Genomic DNA, 24,424 nt, shown 5'->3' with positions numbered 1-24,424 from the left:
ATAAGTGTGGGCAAAGCCGTGGCAATGTCTATTGCACTAAAGTTTGGGACGAGAGGTCAATGACAATAAAGAATGAAATCAATGATACAGACTATCCAAATACAAAGTAGCGGGGGAATTTATTCTGGAGTCCTGCAGTATAAGAGATTTCATTTTAGGAAATCATCCTATCGAGCGAGTCGCCTACAGAGGCGGCTCGCTTTATTTTTGAACAAAACGTTCTCCTGTTCTCTTTTGGACTATTGCCACTTAGGAGTAAAGACACTTCAAGATCAATATGACATGAAACGATATGAAAATAGAAAGAATTAACAATTGGTTTGCCTTACGTGGCAAAAGAATGATGCGTAATCGCTGGGTAGTGCTGGGAGGGTTTATCCTGATCCTTGCCATTGGCGTATCGGGACTTAGGTACTTCAAGGTAAGTGCCTCATGGGAAGACTACTTTCTCGAAGACGACCCGATGCTTGTCAAGACCGAAGAATTCAAGGAGATATTCGGGAATGACAACTTCGCAGCCGTGCTGACTAGGTGTGACAATTCGTTTACGAAAGACAATCTGGAGCTGATCCGTGAACTAACGAACGAGATGGTGGACAGCCTTTCGTACGCCGACAAAATAACCTCTCTTACTGACATCGAGTTTATGATGGGAGGCGAAGATGGTATCGCCATTGAGCAGATAGTCCCCGATACGATCCCTACGGATCCCAAGCAATTGGAAGAGATTCGTCGCAAGGCTTATATGAAACCTCACGTAGCAGAGCGATTAATTTCCAAAGATGGAACGCTCTCGTGGATTATACTCAAGCTACGTACTTTTCCCGAAGACTCTGTTTGGAATAAGGGGAAGAATCCTGTTTCTCCCGAGGTCCTTACGGGAAATGAACTAGATCATATTATTACCAAGGACAAGTACAAGGCACTTCATCCCAAAGGAACTGGGCTACCCTATGTAACAGCGATGAAAATGAAATGGATTGGGAAGGAAATGCCACGTGTAATGGGTATCGCAACCCTTGTCTCCATTCTTATTCTCCTACTGGTGACACGTTCATTTAGAGGGGTCGTTGTCCCTCTTCTCACCGCTATCAGCTCCATCATCGTGGTGTATGGGGTGCTGGGATATGTTGGTATGACCATAGACAGCGGTATGGTAATGATCCCTATGTTGCTGGTCTTTGCCGTTTCCATTGCATACAATATTCACGTATACACCTATTTCAAGCGTAGGTTCCTCATTCATGGATTAAGGAAACAAGCCGTAGAGGAAACGGTAGGGGAAATGGGGTGGCCAGTGCTTTTCAGTGCACTCACCACTTTCGCTTCCTTGCTTTCATTCCTCGCCATTCCTATGCAGCCGATGCGTTTTATCGGAATAGCCTCCTCTTCGTGTGTGATGCTGTCATTTCTTTTCTCCATCACCTTGATGCCCATTCTCCTCAGTTTTGGCAAGGACGGAAAACCTCACCCCAAGGTGCAGGAGACTGGTGGAAGGTGGATGGATCAGAAGCTAGAAAGCTTAGGTAAGAGTGTACTCAGGCATGGCACTTTGATACTATGGCTCACTGGGATTATCTCTGTGGTTCTTATCTACCAATTCACCAAAATAGAGACGGCTTTTGATGTAGAGCGAACGATGGGACGAAAGATTGATTACGTTAACAACCTATTGGAGGTGGGAGAAAGCGAACTTGGGTCTGTTTATACCTACGATGTAATGATCGACTTCCCAGAAGATGGATTGGCAAAGTCTCCAGCAATGCTACTGCGATTGGACTCCCTTGCACAGCATGCTGGTGGGTATAAGTTGACCAAACGAACGACCTCGGTATTGAATATACTCAAAGACCTAAATCAAACGCTCCATGACGGTAATCCTTCTTATTATACCATCCCCCATAACCCTGATGAGGTCGCACAGCTGTTGCTCCTTTACGAAAATGCGGGAGGTAGTGAAGCAGAGTATTGGATAGATTACGACTACCGCCGTCTTCGTCTGATGGTGGAGATGAATTCATACGATTCTGGGGAAACGGAGCGAGAGTTGAACGATATAATTGCTTACGCACAGAGGCTCTTCCCCAATGCAGCGGTCACTACCGTTGGAAGTATTCCACAGTTTACCGTAATGATGCAGTATATCGCACGCGGGCAAATGGTTTCGTTCGCCATTTCTCTCCTTATTATAGGTATACTGATGATGATCGTTTTCGGCAGTGTACGCATAGGGCTTGTCGGTTTAATCCCCAATATCACCCCGGCACTGGTCGTTGGCGGACTAATGGGGTGGCTGGGCTATCCATTGGATATGATGACGGCCACTATTATGCCGATGATCCTCGGCTTGGCTGTGGACGATACCATACACTTCATCAATCATAGTCATCTTGAGTTTGACCGTAAGGGCAATTATAGGAATGCGATCCTTCGTTCATTCCACACCATTGGTACTCCAATCGTCTTGACAAGCGTAGTAATCTGTGCCAATTTCGCTGTATACACCACATCAGAGGGTCTCTCCTTTGTACATATGGGCATACTATCTGTGACAGGGATTTTTTCGGCACTGCTTGCCGACCTCTTTGTGACGCCTATACTCATCCGGAAGTTCCGTCTGTTTGGCAAGGAGACGAACACTATTGAAAGACCAAAAGAACAAACAAACATAATTGAATCATAATGAGTAATACAAACAAACAGAAGAAGCCGTCGGTATTGAAGCGATCACTCCACTACGCAGGTAAGAAAAGGTATATGCTTCCGCTGGCGATGGTTTTCTCGGCCCTCTCGGGTATTTTGGTGCTGATGCCTATGGTCTATATCCATAAGATTGTCAGCGGGATTATCTTGAGTGGTAGTGTCGATGGGGGAGCCATACGATACTACGCCATTCTGGCAGCGAGTTTTGCTGCAGCAGGAATGCTACTCTATTTCTGTGCATTAATGGTATCCCACCTCTTCGCTTTTGAGGTAGAGTCCAACATCATCAAACTCAGCGTGAAGAAGATGATGGCGAAACCTTTGGGCTTCTTTGCCAATCGTGAAAGTGGCAATCTCCGCAAGACGATTGTCGATGGGGCTGGAGAGACCCACACGATGCTGGCACATCAGTTGCCCGACCTCGCCATGACGATTGTTTCGCCCATCGTGCTATTGGTCTTCTTCTTCCTTTTCGACTGGCGGCTTGGTCTAGTGAGCCTTGTTCCGATGGTCATAACCGTGCTATTGATGGCGACTATGGCGACCCCAAAGAGCAAGAAGTTGCGGGAAGAGTATTACGAGGGACTTGCCAATCTTTCTGCCGAATCGGTAGAATATGTGCGTGGCATCCCAGTCGTAAAGACCTTTGCCCAGAGCGTGGAGAGCTTCGATCGTTTCTACTCACTCATCGTAAAGCTGAAAGATTTCGTGGTGCGGTGGAGCATGGGGTTCAAGAATAAGATGTCGCTGTACGAAGCCATTTCAAGCTCTACGGCATTCTTCTTGGTGCCTGTTGCCATTATGATGATCACCTCGGGAGGTGATATGCGAGAGGTGCTGGGTAATTCCGTTATCTATCTATTAATAGGGCCTGTGTTCGGTGTCTTTATGATGCGAAGTGCCGCCATGCAAAACTTCATCTACTTCGCAGAGTTGGCGTTGGATAAGATTGACACAGCTTTGGATTATGAAGACCTCACTTACGGCGAAGCAACAGCTGTTGGAGAGGGCTTGGAGTTCAGAAACGTCTCCTTTTCATACGGAAAAGACAAAGTGCTGGACAATGTATCGTTTAAGGTGAACAAAGGTGAGACTGTTGCCCTGGTGGGAGCTTCGGGAGGAGGTAAGACCACCGTGGCGCGTTTGGCAGCTCGCTTCTACGATGCCGATGAGGGCGACATCTTCATTGGAGGCACCAGTATCAAGGAATATAAGAAAGAGGCCCTGAGCCAAAAAGTAGCTTTTGTATTCCAAATGTCTAAGCTCTTTAAGATGAGCCTAAGGGAGAACTTATTGCTAGGTGACCCCAACGCCAGCGATGAGGAGATAGAGCAAGCTCTCGTCAGAGCTGGAGCCAAAGAGATTGTCGATAATCTAGAAAAAGGCTTGGATACCGTATACGGCACTAAGGGCACCTATTTTTCAGGTGGCGAGATCCAACGCCTTTCCATCGCAAGGGCTTTCCTGAAGAATGCCGACTTCGTGATACTTGACGAGGCAACCGCTTTTGCAGATCCCGAGAACGAGCATATCATTCAAGCCTCGTTCAAGGAGCTATCAAAGGACAAAACCACGCTGATGATTGCGCATAGGCTCTCCACGGTGATCAATGCCGATAGAATCCTAGTAATGGAGAATGGCAAAATCGTGGAAAGTGGTACGCATAACGAATTATTAACCCTAGGCGGTGTCTACAAAAAGCTGTGGAGCGAGTATCAAAAAGCCGCCAATTGGAGAATAGGAGGTGACTATGAAAATGAATAAGTTCTTTAAGCAAAAATACGCCATGTCGGAGCAGGGTGCGAAGAACCTGCAGAAGTCTATCTTCTCGCATACCATCCTAAATCTGACCAAGATGTTTCCGCCCACTATCGGATTTGTCTTTTTATTCCAATATTTGGGCAGTTTGGAGGGTATTCCTGCACCAGTAGAGCTGACCCTAGTAGACTATATCGTCATCATCTTAGTGATGCTGTTGGTGATGTTTTTTGTGGCAAGGTGGGATTACGTACGCCTTTACGACAATGTCTATAATGAAAGTGCCAACTCACGCATCGATATCGCCAACCGTCTGAAGAAACTGCCTCTCTCATATTTCGGCAAGCGTGATGTATCCGACCTCTCGGCGACGATGATGAGCGACCTGAATCTCTATGAGCAGATATTCTCACACTCCGTGCCGCATATTTATGCCACATCCATTTCCACGGTGATTATATCTGTAATGATACTCGCTTATAATTGGCAGCTCGGATTGGCGGCATTGTGGGTCATCCCCGTCTCGCTACTACTCTTTTCGCTTTCCAAGATGAAACAACGGAATGATGTGAATGCCTTTGTGAAGAGCAGTCGTGACGTGCTTGACGACTTACAAGAGCAGATAGACCAGATACAGGAGATTAAGTCCTATAATCTGGAAGAGCGGACACTGAACGAGTTCTACCACAAGATGGATGGTAATACTAGAAATAAGGTAAGGATGGAACTCTCCGCCGGTATTGCCACCGCACTGGCTGGTATGCTGATGAAGCTCGGCATCGTCTCGGTGGCGATTGTCGGTGCCAACATGCTGATTGCCGGACAAATCAATATTCTGGTCTATATCGCCTACCTCATCCTCACGGCAAGCATCTACGTGCCTATAGAGGGCATCCTCTCCTTTATGGCTATGATCGTGACACTCGATGGTGTGGTGGCACGTATCAAGGAGATCAAGACCATGCCTATTCAGGAGGGCAAACAGGAGATGAACCCTATGGATTATAGTCTAGATTTCAAAGATGTAGTATTTGGTTACGAGGATTATACCGTCATCAACGGCGTGAGCTTCACTGCGAAACAAGGCGAGGTGACAGCATTGATTGGGGCTTCGGGAAGTGGCAAGACCACGCTGACCAAGTTGGCGGCTCGCTTTTGGGACATACAGCAGGGCAAAATCCTGCTCGGTGGCGAGGACATTAGTCAGATAGATCCCGAAACACTGCTGAAGAACTACGCCATTGTCTTTCAGGATGTAGTGCTATTCAATGCCAGTATCAAAGACAACATTCGTATCGGCAAGAAAGGAGCGACGGACGAGGAAGTGACTCGTGTCGCCAAAATTGCCCGCTGTGATGAGTTTATTGATCGTATGCCTGATGGTATTGATACCGTCATCGGGGAAAACGGCGAGCGACTTTCTGGTGGCGAACGTCAGCGGATCTCCATCGCCAGAGCTCTCCTAAAAGATGCACCCATCATCCTGATGGACGAAGCCACGGCCTCGCTAGATGTGGAAAATGAAAGCCTAATACAAGAGGCTTTGTCGGAGCTGATCAAGGAGAAGACAGTCATTGTTATCGCTCACCGCATGCGTACCATTCGTGGAGCCGATAAGATCGTGTTGCTCCATCAAGGTAAGATTGAAGCAATGGGTACGGATGCAGAGTTGCGGGTGCAATCGGCTACTTACAGGAAGATGCTTGAAAAGTCAATGGGATAAATCAACAACAAAATATCAATCATGATGAAAAGAATTATTTTAGCAAGTTTGGTGGTATTGGCTTTTGCCGCCACTGCAATGGCTCAGACGGGCAGAGAGATTGCCCAAAAAGTAAAAGACCGTCCCGATGGCGATACTCGTCAATCGGAATTGGTCATGAAACTGGTCAATAAGCGTGGGGCGATACGCGAGCGGAAGCTTATCTCTTACTCCATAGACGTGGGAGCGGGGAAAAAAGACCGTAAGAGTATCATGTTCTTCCTATATCCCGGAGATGTAAAAGGAACGGGCTTTCTCACCTGGGACTACGACAATCCGGATAAAGACGATGACAGATGGCTCTACTTGCCCGCTATGAAGAAAACCCGCCGCATCAGTGGCTCCTCTGCTAAGCAGGATTACTTTATGGGCAGTGACTTCACCTATGATGATATGGGCAGTCGCAATGTAGACGAAGACTCCCACCAGTTGCTGGGCGAAGAGACTATTGGCGGACACAAGTGCTGGAAACTGGAATACACGCCTAAAGACAAACGTGAGATCTACTCTAGAAAGGTGGCGTGGATTCGTCAAGACTGCCTTATCGCCATTAAGGTGGAGTACTACGACAAGATGGGGAAGCTACACCGTCGCCTTGAATTGTCGGACATTGTGAAGGTTTCTGGTTTTTGGATTGCAAAAAAACTGCATATGACCAATGTTCAGACTAATCATCAGACGATTCTTGAGTTTAAGGATCCTAAGTTCAATACCCCTATGAACGAGGCTCAATTCAGTGTAAGCACCTTGGAAAAAGGCCGATTCTAATGACAGATACAACTAGTCATTCAGCAAAATTCTTGTTGCTGTTTATTCTCTTCTTGCCCCTGCATATCGCATGGGGTCAAGAAGAGGTGGCTTCATCGTGGCAAGTCAAAGGATTTGTGGATACCTATCATGCCGTCCGATCCGAAAAACCGAATAACTTTATGTCTTCGCGCACGAGAATAAGGGGAGAGATAGGTAAAAGTTTTGAAGGCTCTTCGCTTTTTGTCTCATTCAACGCAACTTACAATGCATTATTAAAAGAGCGTACAGGTTTTGAACTGCGGGAAGCGTATCTTGACCATAGAGATGACCATTGGGGCTTTCGCCTTGGGCGACAATTGGTCATTTGGGGGGCGGCAGACGGTGTGCGTATTACCGACTTGGTCTCTCCTATGGATATGACAGAGTTCTTGGCACAAGACTATGATGACATTCGGATGCCAGTCAATGCCCTACGCCTTTTCGTCTTTAACGACAAAATGAAACTGGAACTGCTTGCCGTGCCAACCTTTGAAGGGTATAAACTACCTACCGACGCAATAAATCCATGGTGCATTTTACCCAAAGATAGCCCACTGCCTATTGCCTGGGAAGAAAATGGAAGCCACCCCAGTCTTCATTTTGCCAATATCGAGTATGGCGGAAAGCTATCTTTTACCTTGCCTGGAGTGGACTTTTCGCTCTCCGCATTGCATACGTGGAACAAGATGCCCGTGTTTACGTATCGCCCTACAGATACCCACATTGTCGTTTCTCCGCAATACTACCGAATGGGATTTTTCGGAGGAGACATATCCAAACCTCTAGGGCAACTGGTATTACGAGGAGAAGCAGCCTTCAATGTGGGGAAGCATTTCAGCTATAGACCTGATGCATCTGATCAGGAACAAAAAGGATTCAACACTGTGAATTATCTCGTGGGTATCGATTGGTATGCCCCCAAAGATTGGGTGGTGATGGCACAGTTTTCCTCTGAAAGCATCCTAAAGTACGAAGACCAGATTGCACAGCCGCATCACAATTCACTCCTTACGCTCAATGTGTCGAAAAAGCTGTTGGATAACACTCTACAACTCTCCAACTTCACCTATTTCGACCTCAATCATAAAGGTTGGTTTAGTCGATTTACTGCCGCCTACTCTCTGAATGACTTCATTCAGCTCTCTCTCGGGTATGATTGGTTTGGAGGCGATGAAGGCGTGTTCAGCGCGTATAAAAACAACTCAGAAGTATGGGCGAAGGCAAAATATAGCTTTTAATCGAATGTGATGAGCAAAGCAAACGATACCAGCTGAATAGCACAACAATAGAAACGCAACCCCACTCAGGGTATGTTCGTTGGGGCTGCAGACAAATTCGATGAACGCATCGATCAGAAAATCTTCCATGCAGAAATCGTTGTGGATGTTGCCAAGGTCTCAGCTGAAACGAAAGCTTACCAGCCTATCCCCATCATAGCGGACTTCACAAACGAAAATGGCTCCGACAGTCTGCGGGAGACTATTGAAGCCAATTATCGCCAAGTCAAGCAAGAGGTGCTATCCCTCGTAGACTCTGAGACTGCTCGTATCAAAGCTGACCCAACTCTCAGGAACTTACTTAGGGAGTAGTTAAAGGTGTTATCCCCTCAAAAAAATAGGATAAGATAAATTGATCCACCGCTGATAATTGTGCAGTCTCAATAATTCGATTCATTCCTACCTTTAGGAATTCATCAAGAACGTCGTTAATAGAAATATCCACTCGCTCCAGATCAATTACTCGTGAGTTGTGAAGTTTACGACTTAGCATTCTTGGCAATCCATATTCTTCAAGCTGAAATACTAGTGTTGGAAGAAATAGATTTGACACCTTTGTTATGAATGGAGTTATATCTACATCACAAAGGAGTATACGCTTAGAAATCACATTGATGCTACGTAGTAAAGAAACGAAGTTGAAGCTAACAAGCTTCTCAAATTCAAAATAATCTTCGACGGAGATTTCATCTGAAGTGACCGTTGCAGACACTCTACGACATCGAGAACTACCTCTATTGAAATATTCTAGTTATCAACATTTACTTTTTCATAGATAGTACAGCTCATGTTTTTATAAATACTTCAAAATCAATTTCATTGTTCATATTGTTGCGGTTGTCTTGGTGCCGAAAGATATATCTTCATTCTGGCTTTTGTAAAAGGCAGAATGCTGGAAATGTCAGGAACAAACATTTCCAGCACCAAGCCTTTTTACGATAAAGTTAGATTAGGACTTTTGCCCTATTGTTATTCTGTAGTCGGAAACCAGCTTCGTGTGTTATTGGCAATCCTTACTAACATCAACATCACTGGAACTTCGACCAGCACGCCCACCACCGTAGCCAGTGCAGCCCCGGATTGTAAACCAAAAAGAGAAATAGCCACAGCAACCGACAATTCAAAGAAATTACTTGCCCCAATCATTCCGGCAGGTGCGGCAACATCATGAGGTAATTTCCACCATTTCGCCCAACCGTAAGCAACGAAGAATATCAAAACCGTTTGCAATACAAGCGGAACTGCAATCAATAAGATATGCAGGGGGTTGTTCAGTATCGTTTCTCCTTGAAATGAAAACAGGATAATAAGCGTTAATAGCAATCCAGCTACCGTGTAGTTATTAAATTTCTTGACAAACACGTTGTTGAAATACTCCACACCATTGCGGCGGATAACCACTATTCGGGTAATGACCCCAGCAGCAAGTGGTATCACGACAAACAGTCCTACGGATAGCAACAGAGTGTCCCACGGGATAGATACGCCGCCAACTCCCAGCAAGAAAGCTACGATAGGGGCATACGCTACCAATATGATTAAATCGTTCACTGCCACTTGTACCAGTGTATAGGCGGCATCCCCTTTAGTAAGGTAACTCCACACGAACACCATAGCTGTACAAGGCGCAGCCCCCAGTAATACCGCCCCAGCTAAATATTCTTCGGCTAATCCGGCAGGTATAAAGGCTTTGAAAACCACATAGAAGAACAAATAAGCTATTCCGAACATGGTAAATGGCTTTATCAGCCAATTTGTAACGCAAGTGACTATAATTCCTTTCGGACGCTTGCCGACATTCTTAACACTTTGAAAATCTACTTTCAGCATCATCGGATAAATCATTAACCAAATCAGGATTGCCACGGGTATAGACACGTTGGCATATTCAAATTTGCTTAATGTTTGCGGAATTGCCGGAAGCCATTGTCCCACGGCAATCCCAATAATGATGCACAAGGCAACCCAGATAGTCAGGTATTTTTCAAAAACTCCAATTCCTTGTTTCTTTCCCATAGCAACAATTGTTTAGCTTAACTGTGGTTTTAATTCGTTCAGGTAGAAGTCATAGAAACGGGCTTTTATTTCATCCCGTACCCGATGAAATTCACTGTTTATAAACTCTGGTGTCCCGGTTGCTTCCGAGGGGTCGTCAAATCCTATGTGCAGTCTCTTTCCGACCTCACCAGTAAACACTGGGCAACTTTCATTTGCCCCACCGCAGACCGTAATAACATAGTCCCATTCCTGCCCTATATATAGGTTTACACTTTTAGGGATATGGTGGGCTATGTCTATACCCATTTCATCCATAACCTTTACCGCCATCGGATTAATCTTTTCAGCAGGTTTTGTTCCTGCTGAAAAGACATCCAGTTTATTGTCAAATGATTGTAGAAAGCCATGTGCCATTTGGCTGCGGCAGCTATTCCCTGTACAAAGAATTAAAACCTTCATGTGATTAGTTGTTTTTCCAAGGTATCAGGGCAGCATTTCCCTTCGACAATTCTTCTACTTTCTTAATCCAAACCAATTCGTTTTGCGCCTTTGCCCTCAAGAAAGAATTTTCGGTATCAGTTAGTGACAAGCAAGCATTCACGATCCACCATTTATTATTAATCCCGGCACGTTGTAAGTCCATTTGCAAACGTTCGGCTTCAAATACGGGTGTTGCTTCGGGCAGGGTCACAATAACAATTTCTGTTTCCTGTGGGTTTCTTAAACGTGGTAACAGCTTTCTTACGGAAGCGGGAGTGTCGCCTTGTGTACGTTGTACTTCCTTATGGTAACTTTCCGTTGCATCCAGCAATAATAAAGTGTGTCCGGTAGGTGCGGTGTCAATTACTACGACTTCTTTTTCTGCCTTATCGACAATTTCAGCAAAAGCTCGGAATACTGCAATTTCCTGCGTACACGGTGAACGTAAATCTTCCTCAATATATTCCATATCTTCGGCTGTCATTGTTTCCGCAGCTTTACTGCGAACCTCGTTTTTATAGGCTTCCAACACTTCCGCTTCGTCAATCCGGCTTACCGTAATGCCAGCCTGAACAGCAAGGTTATAATTCAGATGGTTTGCTGGGTCAGTGGTGGTAAGATGCACCTTTGCTCCCAGCTTTGTTAATTTCAAGGCTATTTCAGTGGCTAAAGTGGTCTTTCCCACGCCACCTTTTCCCATAGTAAAAACAACCCTTTTTCCTGATTGATAGAGGTCGTTTACCAGTTCATCCATCCCTTTGGCATCGGTAATCCGCTGATAGTTCGCATCATTTGTTAGATCATCACTGTAAAGCATCTGGCGGATATTCGCAATATTAGATAGATTGTATGACCGCAAAGGAACATAATAAGACGGATATTCCAGCAGTTCTGCAGGGGTCTGTTTCAGAGCATTTTGCTGCCTGTCATATATCTGTTTTGATACATTATCGGTTTCATCTAATTGCAGCAAAAGCCCGTTGATTACCAATAGCTGGTTTTTAATTCCGAGTAATTGCAATTCATGTGAAGAACGTGCGGCTTCTTTCAATGGAGCGATTTCAGGACGGCTAACCAATACTAAGCGGGTTGCGTTTGCATCCGAAAGTGTTTCAACTGCCTGCTTATAGATACCTTTCCGTTCTTCCAAACCGGATAATTGACCTAAGCAAGATGCACCGTGCGTACTCTCACTAATGAATGTACTCCACGCTGATGGTAATTGTAACATTCGTAACGTGTGTCCCGTGGGAGCTGTATCAAAGATAATATGGTCGTACTCTTTTGCTTTATCAGCATCCGTGATAAAATCGGAAAACTGGTTGAAAGCCGCAATTTCTACCGTACAAGAGCCTGAAAGTTGTTCTTCCATATTCTGAATTACACTTTCGGGCAGTTGTCCCCGGAAAGGAGCAATAACGCTTTCTCTGTATTCGGCTGCAGCCTCTTCCGGATCGAGATTAACGACCATTAAGCCGGGTACTTCTTGAATATCCGTGCCGTGTCCGTTCAGTGTTTGATTAAACACATCTTGCAGGTTTGAAGCGGGGTCTGTACTGATAAGAAGTATTTTCTTTCCATTATCTGCCAAGCCTACCGCAGTAGCACAAGCAATCGAAGTTTTTCCAACACCGCACTTTCCGGTGAAGAAAAGGTATTTCGTCAAATCTATATCTGACAAGTTAAATGTCCTCATTTCCATACAATTAGCTGATGAGTACTCATTTTACTGGCATAAAATCCAAATTGATACCCGTCCATTCACTCATTTGTTTGGTGGTAGGATAGGTTTTTGAAACGGCGATTTCACCGTCCACTAAAGTAATAGGCAGTGCATCCGCTCCATGTTTTTGCAGATGCTCGTTTACCGTCTTATTACTTACATATACTTGCGGTTCGTCACGTAAATTGTGACGGGTAACGATGATACCCCGTTTCTTCAATGTTTCAATAACAACCGCAATACGCATTAATTCAGGGTCAATGTTTGTTCCACAAAGACCCGTAGGGCAACACATTGCCGGGTCGAAAATTTCTATCTTCTTCATACTGTTTTTTGTTTAAGGTGATACTCCATGTTTATAGATAAAAGACTACTGCATAATAAATTCCTACCGCAATAAAGAGGATGGCAACTATTTTACGAAACCATTTCTCGAATATTTGGGTACGGCTATAAAACTTACCCAGTCCGGCAACACTGTACGCTAAAATCCATGCAACAAGGATTACGGGTAATCCCGTAGCAATAGCGTAAATAACAGGTAAGAGATACCCGCTCGTTTCCGCTGCTGACATAGGTATAAGCATACCGAAATAAAATACTCCACTGGTAGGACAAAAAGCAAGGGCGAATAAAATACCCAATAGCATAGCCCCCCAACCGCCTTTAGACCTCTTTTTCAAGCTTTCACCGCCGATATTGATTTTCGGCAGATTGAGTTTTATTACATCGAGCATAAATATTCCGATGATGATTAACGCTGGAGCAATCAGCATTTCTCCGTACTTGCTTACGGCTTTTTGAACCATAAACATACTTGCACCCTCACGGAGGATAGGGATAAGGATAAAGCCAAGAACCGTATAGCTTACTATTCTGCCAAAAGTATAAAGCAGACCGTTTATAAATATCCGGTGATGGTTTTCTATGTCCTTACTAATAAATCCCATTGCCGTTATGTTGGTCGCTAACGGACACGGGCTGACCGCCGTTAAAATTCCCAGTATAAAAGCTGTAATAGCAGGAATAGAACTGTTGTCCAATAGCGATTGAAGAAAGTCCATCTTACAACTGCTTTAACAATTCGTCAATCTTGCTTTTAATTCCCTCTTTAAACTTGTCCGGTGCATTTTTCGCATTGGAAAAACCAAACTCGGTCATATTGTTTACATTCTCTTTTCCGTCTATCCAGCTGTTTACAAACAAAGACGACCATGTCACTTCGTACTTGTCTGCAATCGCTTCATTCTCTTTCTTTGAAATATCTATCACTTTATAGATAATTCTGCCGTCTGCTTTTTCTTTTGAATAAAGGCTATCCAAAAGGGCTTCTGTATTTGCTTCTATCGCCCGGCAAGTGATACACCGCTGCGCTCCATGAAAATAAAGAACCTCTATGCGGTTAGACTGTGTTTCTTCCGCTTGATTTTCTCCGGTCTTTTCCCTTGAACCGTTACTACAGGAAACTAAGACCAGCGTTGTAATCAGTAGATAAAATAATTCTCTCATAGCTCATTGTTATTTGGTTATCAATTCTTTTACTTCTGCAAGGGATAACTTTTTCCCGGCTGATACGACTTTCTCGTCAATCACCAAAGCCGGAAGCCCTAAAATGTTATACTCCATGATTTTCAATAAATCTTCCTCTTTGACAAGGGTCGCTTCGCAACCTAATTCTGAAATAGCTTGTTTGGCAGTTTCGTGCAAGGCTTTACAGCTTGAACACCCAGTCCCTAATACTTTAATTTCCATTGTCATTCTACTTTAAGGTTGATACAACAGTCGTAGTTCGCAGAACTACGAACTACTATTCCAAAAAAAGGTACTGCTATTCACAGCACGATGTATCTTTACATTTACAGTCTCCTAAAAAAGCTGCAAACAACTTTCGGGCAAGTTCCCAGTTCTCCTGGTTTATACAATACCGGACTTTGGGCGTTTCTATTTCCCCCTGAATTAAGCCGGCATCTTTCAATTCCTTCAAATGCTGCGAAACGGTTGCTTTGGCAATGGGCAGTTCTTCGTGAATGTCACCGAAGAAGCAACTCTCTTGTTTTGCCAAGAAAGCAAGAATAGCCACCCGTGCCGGATGTCCCATTGCTTTGGCAAATCGAGCAATCTGTTTCTGCTCTGTTGTGTATCGTTTTTCTTTCATTCCAATTCTCCTTTCTCCCTTGTTGTTTGCAAAAGTACGAACAATAATTTGAACAGCCAAATACGAGCTAGCTTTTTCCCTGTTCCACAGTTAAGTCATCACACAGAATCTCGGATGAACCAAATAAAACTTCGGAAGAATGAAATCATAAGTCCGAAGAAATTCCCCATTACTTACTGGATAGTCAAAAATAGTCTCCTTGAATTTTTGAGTTCCTCTATAGAGACTTAGACGAGATTACTTTATGTAATGCTTCAACTCTGCCTGCAAGGACCTAATTACTATCTGTTTCCTACTATTTCCTTCTTTATCCTCGGGTGAAATTCGAAGAGTTGTTCCTATATATATTTGCTGTCTGAAAGGTATTATTCAAATCAAACAGAGTGATTTATGGAAGCAAATAGCAATGACAACTACGTGCTGGTCTTAGAGGATCGCACCGAGGTAAAGAACCAGCAAGAAGCGGGGAAACTCACCATCGTTTCGGGGATCGATGACAAGGGTAAACTCAAAACAACTGAGCCACTTGAAGCTAATCAGGCGGCATTTCTGAAGTTCAACAGCAAAGATGGACTGCTGAAGAACTTTATGACCAACTTTCTCAAGCAGTTCAATAATCCCTCCCACTTTGGGCTATACAAGGTGTTGGCGAACAATGTGGAGCAAGGCGTAGATAACCTGCGTACTCTGCTCCAAAGCCGAGAGACTCCTGAAAGCAGACGGCAGTTGGCAGAGGTTGGTGTTCCCTTTGAAGACTATCTACCACAGCAGAAGAAGAGCACAGCCATTGATGCAGACAAGGTAGACTGGAAGATGCTCGACAGTCTCGGACTCTCTCGTGATCGGTTAGAGCAAAGTGGTGAGCTAGAGAAGATGCTCAATTGGCAGAAGAGCAATCTCGTGACCATAGCTATCCCCATTGGAGATACAACTATCTACACAGAGGCTCGCCTTGCTTTCCGTACAGATAATGAGGGCAATATCGGGTTAGCCGTACACGCTATGCGTAAAGAGCCACAGCTCGACTATCCCTATATGGGCTACAAGTTCTCACCCGAAGAGAAGGAGCAACTACTCGCAACCGGTAATCTCGGCAAAACCATTGAGGTAACACCCAAGAGCGGAGAGCCTTTCGCAGCCTATGTCTCCATCGACCCACAGACCAATGAGATTATCGCCTTACGTGCCGACCGTGTAAGTATTCCTCAAGAGATCAAAGGCGTCACGCTCTCTGATCAACAATACAAAGATCTAGTGGAAGGCAAAGCGGTGAAAGTAGAAGGTATGACCGCTAAGAGTGGCAAGTCTTTCGATGCTACACTTCAGGTCAATGCAGAGAAGAAAGGCATTGAGTTCATCTTCGGAGAGAACAAGAGTCTCAAAGAGCGTCAGGAACAGCGACAAGATCGTCAACAAAGCAAAGCACCCCGCAAGCTTTGTGGCCTAGAGCTGTCAGAGAAGCAACGAGAAGCCTTAGACAATGGTCGCACACTTTACCTCAAAAACATGATCGATAAAGAGGGGCAACCCTTCAATGCCTATGTCCGTATGGACAAAGAGCAAAACCGCCCACGCTTCTACAAATGGAACCCTGACAAGAAGCAAGGGACGGGAAAGGTCGAAGCCGTGGCGGAAGAACACAAGACGCAAGTAGCCGTGAATAATCACGGCAAGACCAATGAGGCTACTAAGTATATCAAGGAGCCTCTCAAGTCTGGGCAGACACAACCCACTGCACCCCAACAGCAGAAGCAGGACGAAAAGAAGCAACAGCGTCGCGGACGCAAGATGTAAAAAAGAGACTCGCTTTTGCGAGTCTCCGTATGTGGCGGCAGTGGGGTTAGCCACTATATGTTTTGGGAATAATCATCTTTATGTATAAAGGTCTTTATCTGCCACAACCCCAAGAGCCAATACAATATAATCCATAAGCTGTATCTCCTTTCTTGTAAAACTTAAAATTGTAAGACAATCTGCAGTAAAACTTACTAATAGAGGCAGCATATAACTGATTATACAAAAGCCTGAAAATACTCCCCATAAAGTGCGAGTAATGACAAGCGCAAAGTTACAAATAAATAGTTGAATAACAAATGATTTTATGTGTTATTGCTGAGAAACCCTCGGTAGCACCAATAGTGTCCTAAACGTTTTGCAGGATAAAGAGAAAAGGGTAGGTTTGTAATTGGAATAAAAGCACAGCTAGTAAGAGTTGTCACAAACAACCCTTTTCAATGGCAAATATAACACTATTCGCACAAGTAATCCGCCTCATACCTCGAGAAATCATCCAACGGTTGGTCAAGAAGCATGCCACAGACAAGCATGCAAAGGGCTTTAACTCGTGGAGCCATTTGGTGACTATGATCTTCAGCCAGTTCTCGGGTAGCGTATCGCTACGTCAAATCTCAGAGGGGCTACAATCTGCCACGGGCAATCTCAATCATCTAGGTCTCTCACGAGCCCCCTCCAAATCCAACATCGGCTATCAGAACGCTCACCGCACTTCAAGCTTCTTCGAAGATGTCTTTTATGCCCTCTTCCAACATTTGGGACAGCACGGAGGTCTCAAGCAGATGAAGAAACGGCTGAAGGCGAAAGTCTGTCTATAGGACTCCACCCTAATGTCTCTCTGCCTAGAGATGTACGACTGGGCTCTATACACGCACACCAAAGGTGCCGTCAAGATGCATACAGAGCTTGATTTTGAGACACTTCTGCCTGAATTCGTCTGTATAACCAATGGCAAGGGCGCCGACAATACGATTGCCAAAAAGCTTCACTTTGCCCGAGGCGCCATCGTTGTAGCTGATCGAATCTACAGCGATACTGAGCTTCTGAATCATTGGGACAGCACAGGGGTTGTTTTCATCGTCAGAGGAAGAGACAACATCCAATTTGAGTCAATAAGGGAGAGAGATTTGCCTGATACGACATCTCAAGAGATACTGAAAGATGAAGAGGTGAGACTGACAGGCGTAGAGACAGCGAGTAAGTACCCTAAGAAGATTCGTAGGATAGGCATCTACAATGTTCAAGGAGGTTACACGATTGATTTGTATACCAATGACTTTAAGCATGCAGCCAGTACTATTGCAGCACTATATCGTTCACGTTGGAAGATTGAGATCTTCTTTAGAAACCTCAAGCAAAACCTGCACATCAAGAGCTTTCTGGGGACCTCTCAAAACGCTGTCGAGATTCAGATTTGGACGGCTCTGATTACGATTCTCTTACTTCAATATCTCAAGCGAATAGCAAAACACCCCTGGTGTCTCTCCAATTTAACAGCATCTTTGAGACTCAACACGTTCACCAAAATCGACCTCTTTCAGTGGATAAATGAGCCGTTTTCACCGCCTCCAGACGAGCCCGAAATAGCATAGGGGGGATACCCCCGTTTTTATCGCAAATGTCAAGGGGCGATTGACTCGCTTGACAGCTATCTTACACCCATCCCCCGCCAAAAACGTTTAGGACACTATTGGTTTACACTGACTTATTCTAGTCAATCAATCACTTCTGTACGTGATGGATCCTCTGCGCTTCTGTAGTTAGATTGGGATCATGTATAGACGGATATACAGCACTAATACACAAATAGGCTGTCTGGAAGCACTGGTAGTCCTAAATCTTGTCTGAGACTGTCAGACAGTGCCTGATCTCTCTTTTGAGGATAGGGCTGTTGTAGCCACTGTCGAAACCCCGAAAAGTATAATGTGCGTTTCTCTTTCATCACATAATACTTATCAAGCAAGGTGGCTACAAATTCGGCAGGTAGTCTACCTGCTTCCACCTCTCGCTTCAAGAGGTCATAAGTATGTGGCTCTATCAGCCTTTGAGGATTATGTAGTAACACTGCGGGCAGGGCTTCTAATAGGTATCCGAAAGAGTCGTTGTACTTCCCTAAGTTCTTGATATACCCATAATGCTCGATGACCCAAATTGCTTTGGAGAAGCAGAGACTATCAGTATGAAGATTAAAAGCCCGACTGTTTGCTAAGAAAAGACTGGAGTTGTCTCTAATACCTTGATCTAGTGCTCTAATCTCAGCTAGTATTATCGCAATACTATCTACTCGTGTAATCTCCGAGTCAAACTTTTTCTGATGATCTAAATTGGTTGAAACAGGAGCACACGCTGTCAAGAGACAAGCGACAATTGTAAATGCAAATTTAATATGCCTCATTACGGTCTGTGATAACACACTTTCGCTGGTTGAATTACCTTAGTTCGCTTGCAAAGGTAAACATTTATTTCTAATCTCCGCATGCGTTTTCCTCTAGAAAATGCAAAAATCAGACTCCCGAATTTTCTTTTTCGTCACCACCTTCCCTTATCATTCACTGAGACTTAGAAGAGTCGATTTTAGCCTATAGATTTGCTGTCTGCAAGGTGTTATTCAAATCAAACAGAGTGATTTATGGAATTAAATAGCAATGACAGCTACGTGCTGGTCTTCATCTCGGGATATACAAGGTGTTGGCGAGCAATGTGGAGCAAGGCGTAGATAATCTGCGTTTGGACTAGAGTTATGAAGTTGTCTTCATATCCTGTGTCACCTTTGTTGGTTCGTGATTTTCACTATCGTACTCTCTGCTGGCAGAAATTTTCCACGGAGGAATTTCGAAATCTCCACGTGGAGAAAAAACATTTTCCACGTAGGGACGAAATGAAACTTCGGAGGAATCAAATGAAACTTCGGAGGAATTATTTCTCGCCCACGTGGAGAATGACAAATAGCTCCGTGGAGATTTTTGATTTTCTCCGTGGAGAATGAAATTTCTTCGCCAGGGGCTTGTCTTTTCCTGTGTGGAGTATGATATTTGAGTCCGATAGATCCTCAAGAGATTCAGACTTCTTAGCAGTTCAAGTAGCGTTATTTAACACGAAAGGTTTGTATAGCTCGAAGGTTATACGTATGTTTGCACTGCAATTCAAAATCGAAAAGGGCTATTCACGATTAACTTGTGGTCGTGTGTGGATTCATTGATAGCTGAGTTGCGATTAGTTAGCATTAAGAGCCGGTCTACGGACCGCCCCAACCGAGCCTTGCATAATGGTCACGGTGGGAAGAATGGATGCGAATTAGACGTTTAACCTATAAACCAACTAGTTAAAAACCAAATTATGACAGCACAACCATCTTATGAACCATCATCTCGTGAGGAGTCGCCAAAGGTAGCTTCTCACGCTATTGCTACGCCCTCATCTGAGCCACAGAGTGAGACGGGGGTGCCATCTGCTACTGACGAATCTGAGGAGGAGAGACATCCAGAGGGTGCCATCCGTCTGCTGGACGGTACGATCCTGACGTGCTATCCTAAGCCCGAGGAGGAGCAGCCGCAGGAGGTGGTGGCTGATGAGCTACAGCTAGACAGGACGGGGGAGTACTTCGGCATAGGGCGGAGGAGGGTAACTCGGAAGCCTGTAGCGAAAGAAGAGCAAGAGGAGCTTCGTCAGCTCTTTAAGAACAATGCTTTCTATCTGCTAGCACATCGAGAGCGCATACTGCAGGATAGTCGTATGTTTCTCACGCCCATTGTGGCGCATAATGGCTTGGCCTACACGGGCACGTCAGGCTTTCACAGACCTACTATCGGCATCTATCTAGAGTGGTGGAGTCATTGCTTAGGCACTATGGTGATCTCTGATAGTGGTCGTATGAGTCTCGTCTATCAGCTTGCGGGGAGTCCGCTCTCGGGGTCTAACAGCTGTGGGCAGCTCTATGAGAGTGGTGAGTCGGCTCCTATACGGCTCTCCGGCTTTTCCAAATACTGGCAGTCGCTGATGAAGATCAACACGCGCTACGACGAAGCTAAGCAGATCTACCAAGCCTATACGCTCCAAGAGCTACTGGACATCCTGCATGTGGAGGATGGCGGCGAGAAGGACTTTACGAGCAATGTGAGAGAGCGCTTCCTACAACATCGTATCGTGCAGCTGGCCGAGCAGGTGGAGCATCGGGATAAGGAGGCACGGAGATGGAGATATAAATATGAGCATGCGGTGCTACGGCTTCATGACGATGAGGTGCGCCAGATCTATGCCGACTATAAGGATCTAGAGCAGCGGGTGAAGGCTCAGATCGAGGAGCTGAAGAGGCAGAAGCAAAGCCTGAAGCGGCAACTCCGGAGCGAGCAGCTGACACCTCGTAGCTATCAGTTTGCCCTCAAGCCACTAAACAAGCAGATTGATCAACTAAAGTGTCAGTTGAGTGGCTTCGAATACAATGTCAAAGAGCGATTTCGTGATGGGGGCATAGACCTGTATGATATACGCACCTATGTCCAGAACAATGGACAGGCAAAGAGTGTCGATCGGGAGGAGTATGTAAGGGTGGATCTCTAAGAAGTATCATAGCCAGCTACGACTCGCTCGTGATAAGGGGCGAGAGTGTAATTGGCTGTACTTTGAGGATGAGTGCATACCATTTCAGGGGAGGACAACTCTCTAACTCCTATTTTCGTACCTTTGTCTCCGTATACGATACTTTAACTATAGATATGCAACAGAACTGGCGACTGTACAATCTGCTGAACAACGTGGTGGGCTGGGTGACCTTTGTCATCGCAGCGGTGGTCTACCTGATGACCATCGGCCCCTCAGCGAGTCTGTGGGACTGCCCCGAGTTTATCTTATCGGCCTTCAAGCTGGAGGTGGGGCACCCACCTGGGGCACCGATCTACATGCTTGTGTACAATGTCGCTGCACACCTGGCACCTACGCCCGAGCTGGCGGGACTATACACTAACGCGCTGAGTGGACTACTCAGTGCGGGGACGATACTGCTGCTCTTCTGGAGTATCACCCATTTGGTGCGTCGTGTGGTACTACCAGGCGCTTCGCCTTGTGCTAAGCAGTTGGTCCCTGAGGGGGTAATGCCTGTGCCTACCTTAGCGCAGACGATCCTGATCATGGGCTCTGGACTGGTGGGTGCGTTGCTCTATACCTTTACGGATACGTTCTGGTACAGTGCTGTTGAGAGCGAGGTGTATGCCTTTAGCTCCTTCTTGACGGCACTGGTTTTCTGGCTGATGCTCAAGTGGAGCGACCGTGCAGACAATGCTCGCTCTGATCGCTGGATCGTCCTGATCGCCTACGTGATGGGACTAAGCATCGGGGTGCACATGCTCAACCTGCTCTGCATCCCTGCGATGGCACTCATATACTACTTCCGCAAGCATGATACGCTGACCTTCAAGGGGATCGCCACGACACTGATCGTCTCCTTCGTTTTGATAGCGGTCATTATGTTTGGCATCATGCAGGGTGTCGTCGCCTTCGGTGGTACGATAGATCGCTGGGTGGTCAATGGGCTAAAGATGCCGTACAACAGTGGCTTCTACCTCTATCTAGCGGTCCTCATGGTGGTGCTGGTCGGTTCGCTCACGCTTTATCAGCGAGGCGAGCGTGGTCGTAGTCTGATCATTAGCTCGTTTATCCTCTCGTGGTGCTTGATCGGCATCCCATACTTCGGAGGAGCCGTCTGGCTAGGCGTGATCGTGACGATAGCTCTGGCGATATACCTATTTCAAAACAGAAAGGTCTCCCTCCAGATGCTACACACGGCACAGATGTGTATGCTGGTCATCATGATCGGCTTTAGCTCTTATGGGGTGATTCTCGTGCGCTCGCTGGCTGGTACGCCGATGAATCAGAATGAGCCGAATACGGCGCTTGCCATCAAGAGCTACATCAACCGTGAGCAGTACGGCGCTATCCCGCACCTATATAGTGCTACCTACGTGGCGCGTCCTATTGCCATGGAGGAGGGTAAGCCGGTCTATGCGCCTAAGGTGAAGGGTAATCCCAACGAACCAGACGAGTATGTCAAGATCTATAGTCAGCCTGAGTTGAAGTATGCTGAGGGGAGCAAGATGCTCTTTCCCCGTATGTATTCTTCGCAGCCAGAGCATATAAATGGTTACAACAGTTGGGTAGATCGCAATCCCGAAGATATGTCGAAGCCCTCGATGGCGGACAACTTGAAGTATCTCCTGCGCTATCAGGTTAACTATATGTACTGGCGTTACTTCGGCTGGAACTTCATCGGCCGTCAGAACGACCTGCAGGGCGATGGCGGTATGCTCAAGGGAGGAGTCCTCACGGGCTATTCATTTATTGATCAGATCGCACTGGGTAAGACTAAGGATCTGCCAGATCAATTACGCAACAACAAGGGACGCAACGCTTACTTCCTCCTGCCGTTGCTCCTTGGCTTCCTAGGCATTGCCTATCAAGTGACGAGACGCAAGAAGGGGATGCAAGCTTTTTGGATCACGCTGGCGCTCTTCTTTATGACGGGCTTGGCAATCATCCTTTACATCAACCAGACGCCAGGGCAGCCACGTGAGCGAGACTACGCCTATGCGGGTTCTTTCTACGCCTTTGCGATATGGATCGGCTTCGGGGTGGCAGGACTTTACGAACTGCTGAGTCGTGCTAAGCTCAAGCCTGTACTGACCGCCTCGATCGTCTCGGTACTAGGGCTGATCGTGCCGATACAGATGGCTTCGGAAAACTGGGACGACCACGACCGCTCGGGACGTGTCCTAGCAAGCGACTTCGGCTACAACTACTTGATTAGCTGTGATCCCAATGCGGTGCTACTTTGCTTCGGAGACAACGATACCTTCCCCCTATGGTATGCCCAGGAGGTGGAGGGTGTGCGCACTGATGTCAAGGTGAGCAATCTGAGCTACCTGCAGTCAGAGTGGTACGGCAAGCACATGCTGCGTCACAGCTACGAAGCGCAGCCGATACCTAATAAGTATATGAGTCCGGCTTTCTTCGTTACGAACTCCTATGCGCTGATACGCCCGACGAGTGCGGTGCCGATGCCTTTCGACCAAGCGATGAAGGAGGCGACCAAGGTCGTGCCTCAAGGACAGGTGCAGATGCCTGCGGACAAGGTGCTGCTACCCGTTGATTCGGCGGTTGTCGCTAAGCACTTCCCACAGCTTCAGGGCTTGCCTATGCCCGGGAGTATGGTGCTTTCGCTAGAGGGTAAGTCGGCTGTGACCAGAGATCAGCTCTTTGTCCTAGATATGCTGGGTGCAGCGAAGTGGGAGAGACCGATCATGTGGGTAAGCTCGGCTCCTCAGAATATCTTTGCCAACCAGAGACAGTATATGTCTTATGTGGGTATGGCGCAGCGCTTTAACCCGACGACCGTAGTGGGTACACCCTACGAGGTCGAAGTGGAGCGTCTGTATGACTTGGTGATGCACCAGTATCGCTACTTCAATGCCAACGACCCCAACATCTACTTTGACGAGAATATCCGGCGCAATATCTCTTACTACTACCGCTCTCGTGTTTTCGCAACGCTAGCCCAAGCGCTCCTGCGTCAAGGCGACACTGAGCGAGCTAGGGAAGTGCTGACGAAGTGTGCCGATGTGATCTCGCCTAAGGCGGTGCCCTACGATATGACTGACGTAGCTCTAGCAGATGCATACTACCGTGCCGATATGCTAGAGCAGGGCGACGAGATCGTTCGTGCGCTCTATCGTGATACGGCGCAACTCCTCTACTGGGTCAGCCAGCAGAATCCACGTCATCAGATAGCCCTGATCAGCGACTCGATGGTACGCTACTCGCTCGTCACGCTTATGGACTTAGTTCGTATAGATATGCTTTGGGGTCGCAACCTCTCGGCAGAGTATGAGACGATGCTGAGACAAGCGCTACCTATCTTTGGCGGATCTCTGGAGGCTATCAAGGAGGTGACCGCTCAGCAGCTTAGTCAGAGGCTTTCTGACTCAACAAACCACTAA

General features: G+C 46.1%; 16 protein-coding genes, 2 pseudogenes and 1 riboswitch. Of the genes and pseudogenes, 10 read left to right on the top strand and 8 right to left on the bottom strand.

What is annotated here, in order from left to right:
* Positions 1-292: 292 nt before the first annotated feature.
* The 6 genes and pseudogenes from PORAS_RS06905 to PORAS_RS06880 all read left to right on the top strand — a co-directional run.
* Positions 293-2,683, top strand: coding sequence for an efflux RND transporter permease subunit (locus tag PORAS_RS06905; RefSeq protein WP_013760698.1), 2,391 nt, complete (start codon positions 293-295; stop codon positions 2,681-2,683).
* Positions 2,683-4,467, top strand: coding sequence for an ABC transporter ATP-binding protein (locus PORAS_RS06900; protein ID WP_013760697.1), 1,785 nt, complete (start codon positions 2,683-2,685; stop codon positions 4,465-4,467). The genes PORAS_RS06905 and PORAS_RS06900 overlap by 1 nt, the downstream gene beginning before the upstream one ends.
* Positions 4,460-6,184: an ABC transporter ATP-binding protein gene (locus PORAS_RS06895; protein WP_044211416.1), complete on the top strand. Its 1,725-nt coding sequence runs from the start codon at positions 4,460-4,462 to the stop codon at positions 6,182-6,184. The genes PORAS_RS06900 and PORAS_RS06895 overlap by 8 nt, the downstream gene beginning before the upstream one ends.
* Positions 6,185-6,205: 21 nt before the next feature.
* Positions 6,206-6,991 carry an outer membrane lipoprotein-sorting protein gene (locus PORAS_RS06890; protein ID WP_013760695.1) on the top strand — a complete coding sequence of 262 codons (786 nt, stop codon included), beginning with the start codon at positions 6,206-6,208 and terminating at the stop codon, positions 6,989-6,991.
* Positions 6,991-8,250, top strand: a complete 1,260-nt coding sequence (locus PORAS_RS06885; protein WP_007366229.1) for a DUF1302 family protein — start codon at positions 6,991-6,993, stop codon at positions 8,248-8,250. Before PORAS_RS06890 ends, PORAS_RS06885 begins: the two co-directional genes overlap by 1 nt.
* 57 nt (positions 8,251-8,307) lie before the next feature.
* Positions 8,308-8,601, top strand: a pseudogene (locus PORAS_RS06880) (conjugal transfer protein TraG); the annotation flags it as partial.
* A 657-nt stretch (positions 8,602-9,258) separates the two neighbouring features.
* Here PORAS_RS06880 and arsB read toward each other — a convergent pair.
* The 8 genes from arsB to PORAS_RS06835 all read right to left on the bottom strand — a co-directional run bounded on the left by arsB (position 9,259) and on the right by PORAS_RS06835 (position 14,645).
* Positions 9,259-10,305 carry an ACR3 family arsenite efflux transporter gene (gene arsB, locus PORAS_RS06870; protein ID WP_013760693.1) on the bottom strand — a complete coding sequence of 349 codons (1,047 nt, stop codon included), beginning with the start codon at positions 10,303-10,305 and terminating at the stop codon, positions 9,259-9,261.
* A gap of 12 nt (positions 10,306-10,317) precedes the next feature.
* Positions 10,318-10,746, bottom strand: a complete 429-nt coding sequence (locus tag PORAS_RS06865; RefSeq protein ID WP_044211411.1) for an arsenate reductase ArsC — start codon at positions 10,744-10,746, stop codon at positions 10,318-10,320.
* Positions 10,747-10,750: 4 nt separating this feature from the next.
* Positions 10,751-12,463, bottom strand: a complete 1,713-nt coding sequence (gene arsA / locus PORAS_RS06860) for an arsenical pump-driving ATPase (protein WP_044211551.1) — start codon at positions 12,461-12,463, stop codon at positions 10,751-10,753.
* 25 nt (positions 12,464-12,488) lie between these two features.
* Positions 12,489-12,815 (bottom strand): arsenite efflux transporter metallochaperone ArsD, encoded by a 327-nt coding sequence (gene arsD / locus PORAS_RS06855; RefSeq protein ID WP_013760690.1) that lies wholly within the window; start codon positions 12,813-12,815, stop codon positions 12,489-12,491.
* A 31-nt stretch (positions 12,816-12,846) separates the two neighbouring features.
* Positions 12,847-13,554: an aromatic aminobenezylarsenical efflux permease ArsG family transporter gene (locus PORAS_RS06850; RefSeq protein WP_013760689.1), complete on the bottom strand. Its 708-nt coding sequence runs from the start codon at positions 13,552-13,554 to the stop codon at positions 12,847-12,849.
* A 1-nt stretch (position 13,555) separates the two neighbouring features.
* Positions 13,556-13,999 (bottom strand): nitrophenyl compound nitroreductase subunit ArsF family protein, encoded by a 444-nt coding sequence (locus tag PORAS_RS06845; protein WP_013760688.1) that lies wholly within the window; start codon positions 13,997-13,999, stop codon positions 13,556-13,558.
* 9 nt (positions 14,000-14,008) lie between these two features.
* Entirely contained in the window at positions 14,009-14,242 is a 234-nt protein-coding gene (locus PORAS_RS06840) for a thioredoxin family protein (protein ID WP_013760687.1), read from the bottom strand.
* A gap of 76 nt (positions 14,243-14,318) precedes the next feature.
* The gene (locus PORAS_RS06835; RefSeq protein WP_013760686.1) at positions 14,319-14,645 is read right to left on the bottom strand and encodes an ArsR/SmtB family transcription factor; all 327 of its coding nucleotides are present in this window, start codon (positions 14,643-14,645) and stop codon (positions 14,319-14,321) included.
* A 390-nt stretch (positions 14,646-15,035) separates the two neighbouring features.
* Here PORAS_RS06835 and PORAS_RS06830 point away from each other — a divergent pair, with 390 nt between their 5' ends.
* The 4 genes and pseudogenes from PORAS_RS06830 (at position 15,036) to PORAS_RS06810 (ending at position 24,424) form a co-directional block, all read left to right on the top strand.
* Positions 15,036-16,439: a DUF3945 domain-containing protein gene (locus PORAS_RS06830; protein ID WP_013760685.1), complete on the top strand. Its 1,404-nt coding sequence runs from the start codon at positions 15,036-15,038 to the stop codon at positions 16,437-16,439.
* Between the two features lie 440 nt (positions 16,440-16,879).
* Positions 16,880-18,031, top strand: a pseudogene (locus PORAS_RS06825) (IS4 family transposase).
* 1,623 nt (positions 18,032-19,654) lie between these two features.
* A riboswitch (SAM-I-IV-variant riboswitch) is annotated at positions 19,655-19,759 on the top strand.
* Between the two features lie 16 nt (positions 19,760-19,775).
* Positions 19,776-20,996, top strand: a complete 1,221-nt coding sequence (locus PORAS_RS06815; RefSeq protein ID WP_013760683.1) for a hypothetical protein — start codon at positions 19,776-19,778, stop codon at positions 20,994-20,996.
* Positions 20,997-21,151: 155 nt separating this feature from the next.
* Positions 21,152-24,424, top strand: coding sequence for a protein O-mannosyl-transferase family (locus PORAS_RS06810; protein ID WP_013760682.1), 3,273 nt, complete (start codon positions 21,152-21,154; stop codon positions 24,422-24,424).

The organism is Porphyromonas asaccharolytica DSM 20707, assembly GCF_000212375.1.
Taxonomy (GTDB): Bacteria; Bacteroidota; Bacteroidia; order Bacteroidales; family Porphyromonadaceae; genus Porphyromonas; species Porphyromonas asaccharolytica.
Note: the sequence above shows the minus strand (reverse complement) of the source record. Positions and strands in the feature narration are given on the sequence as shown.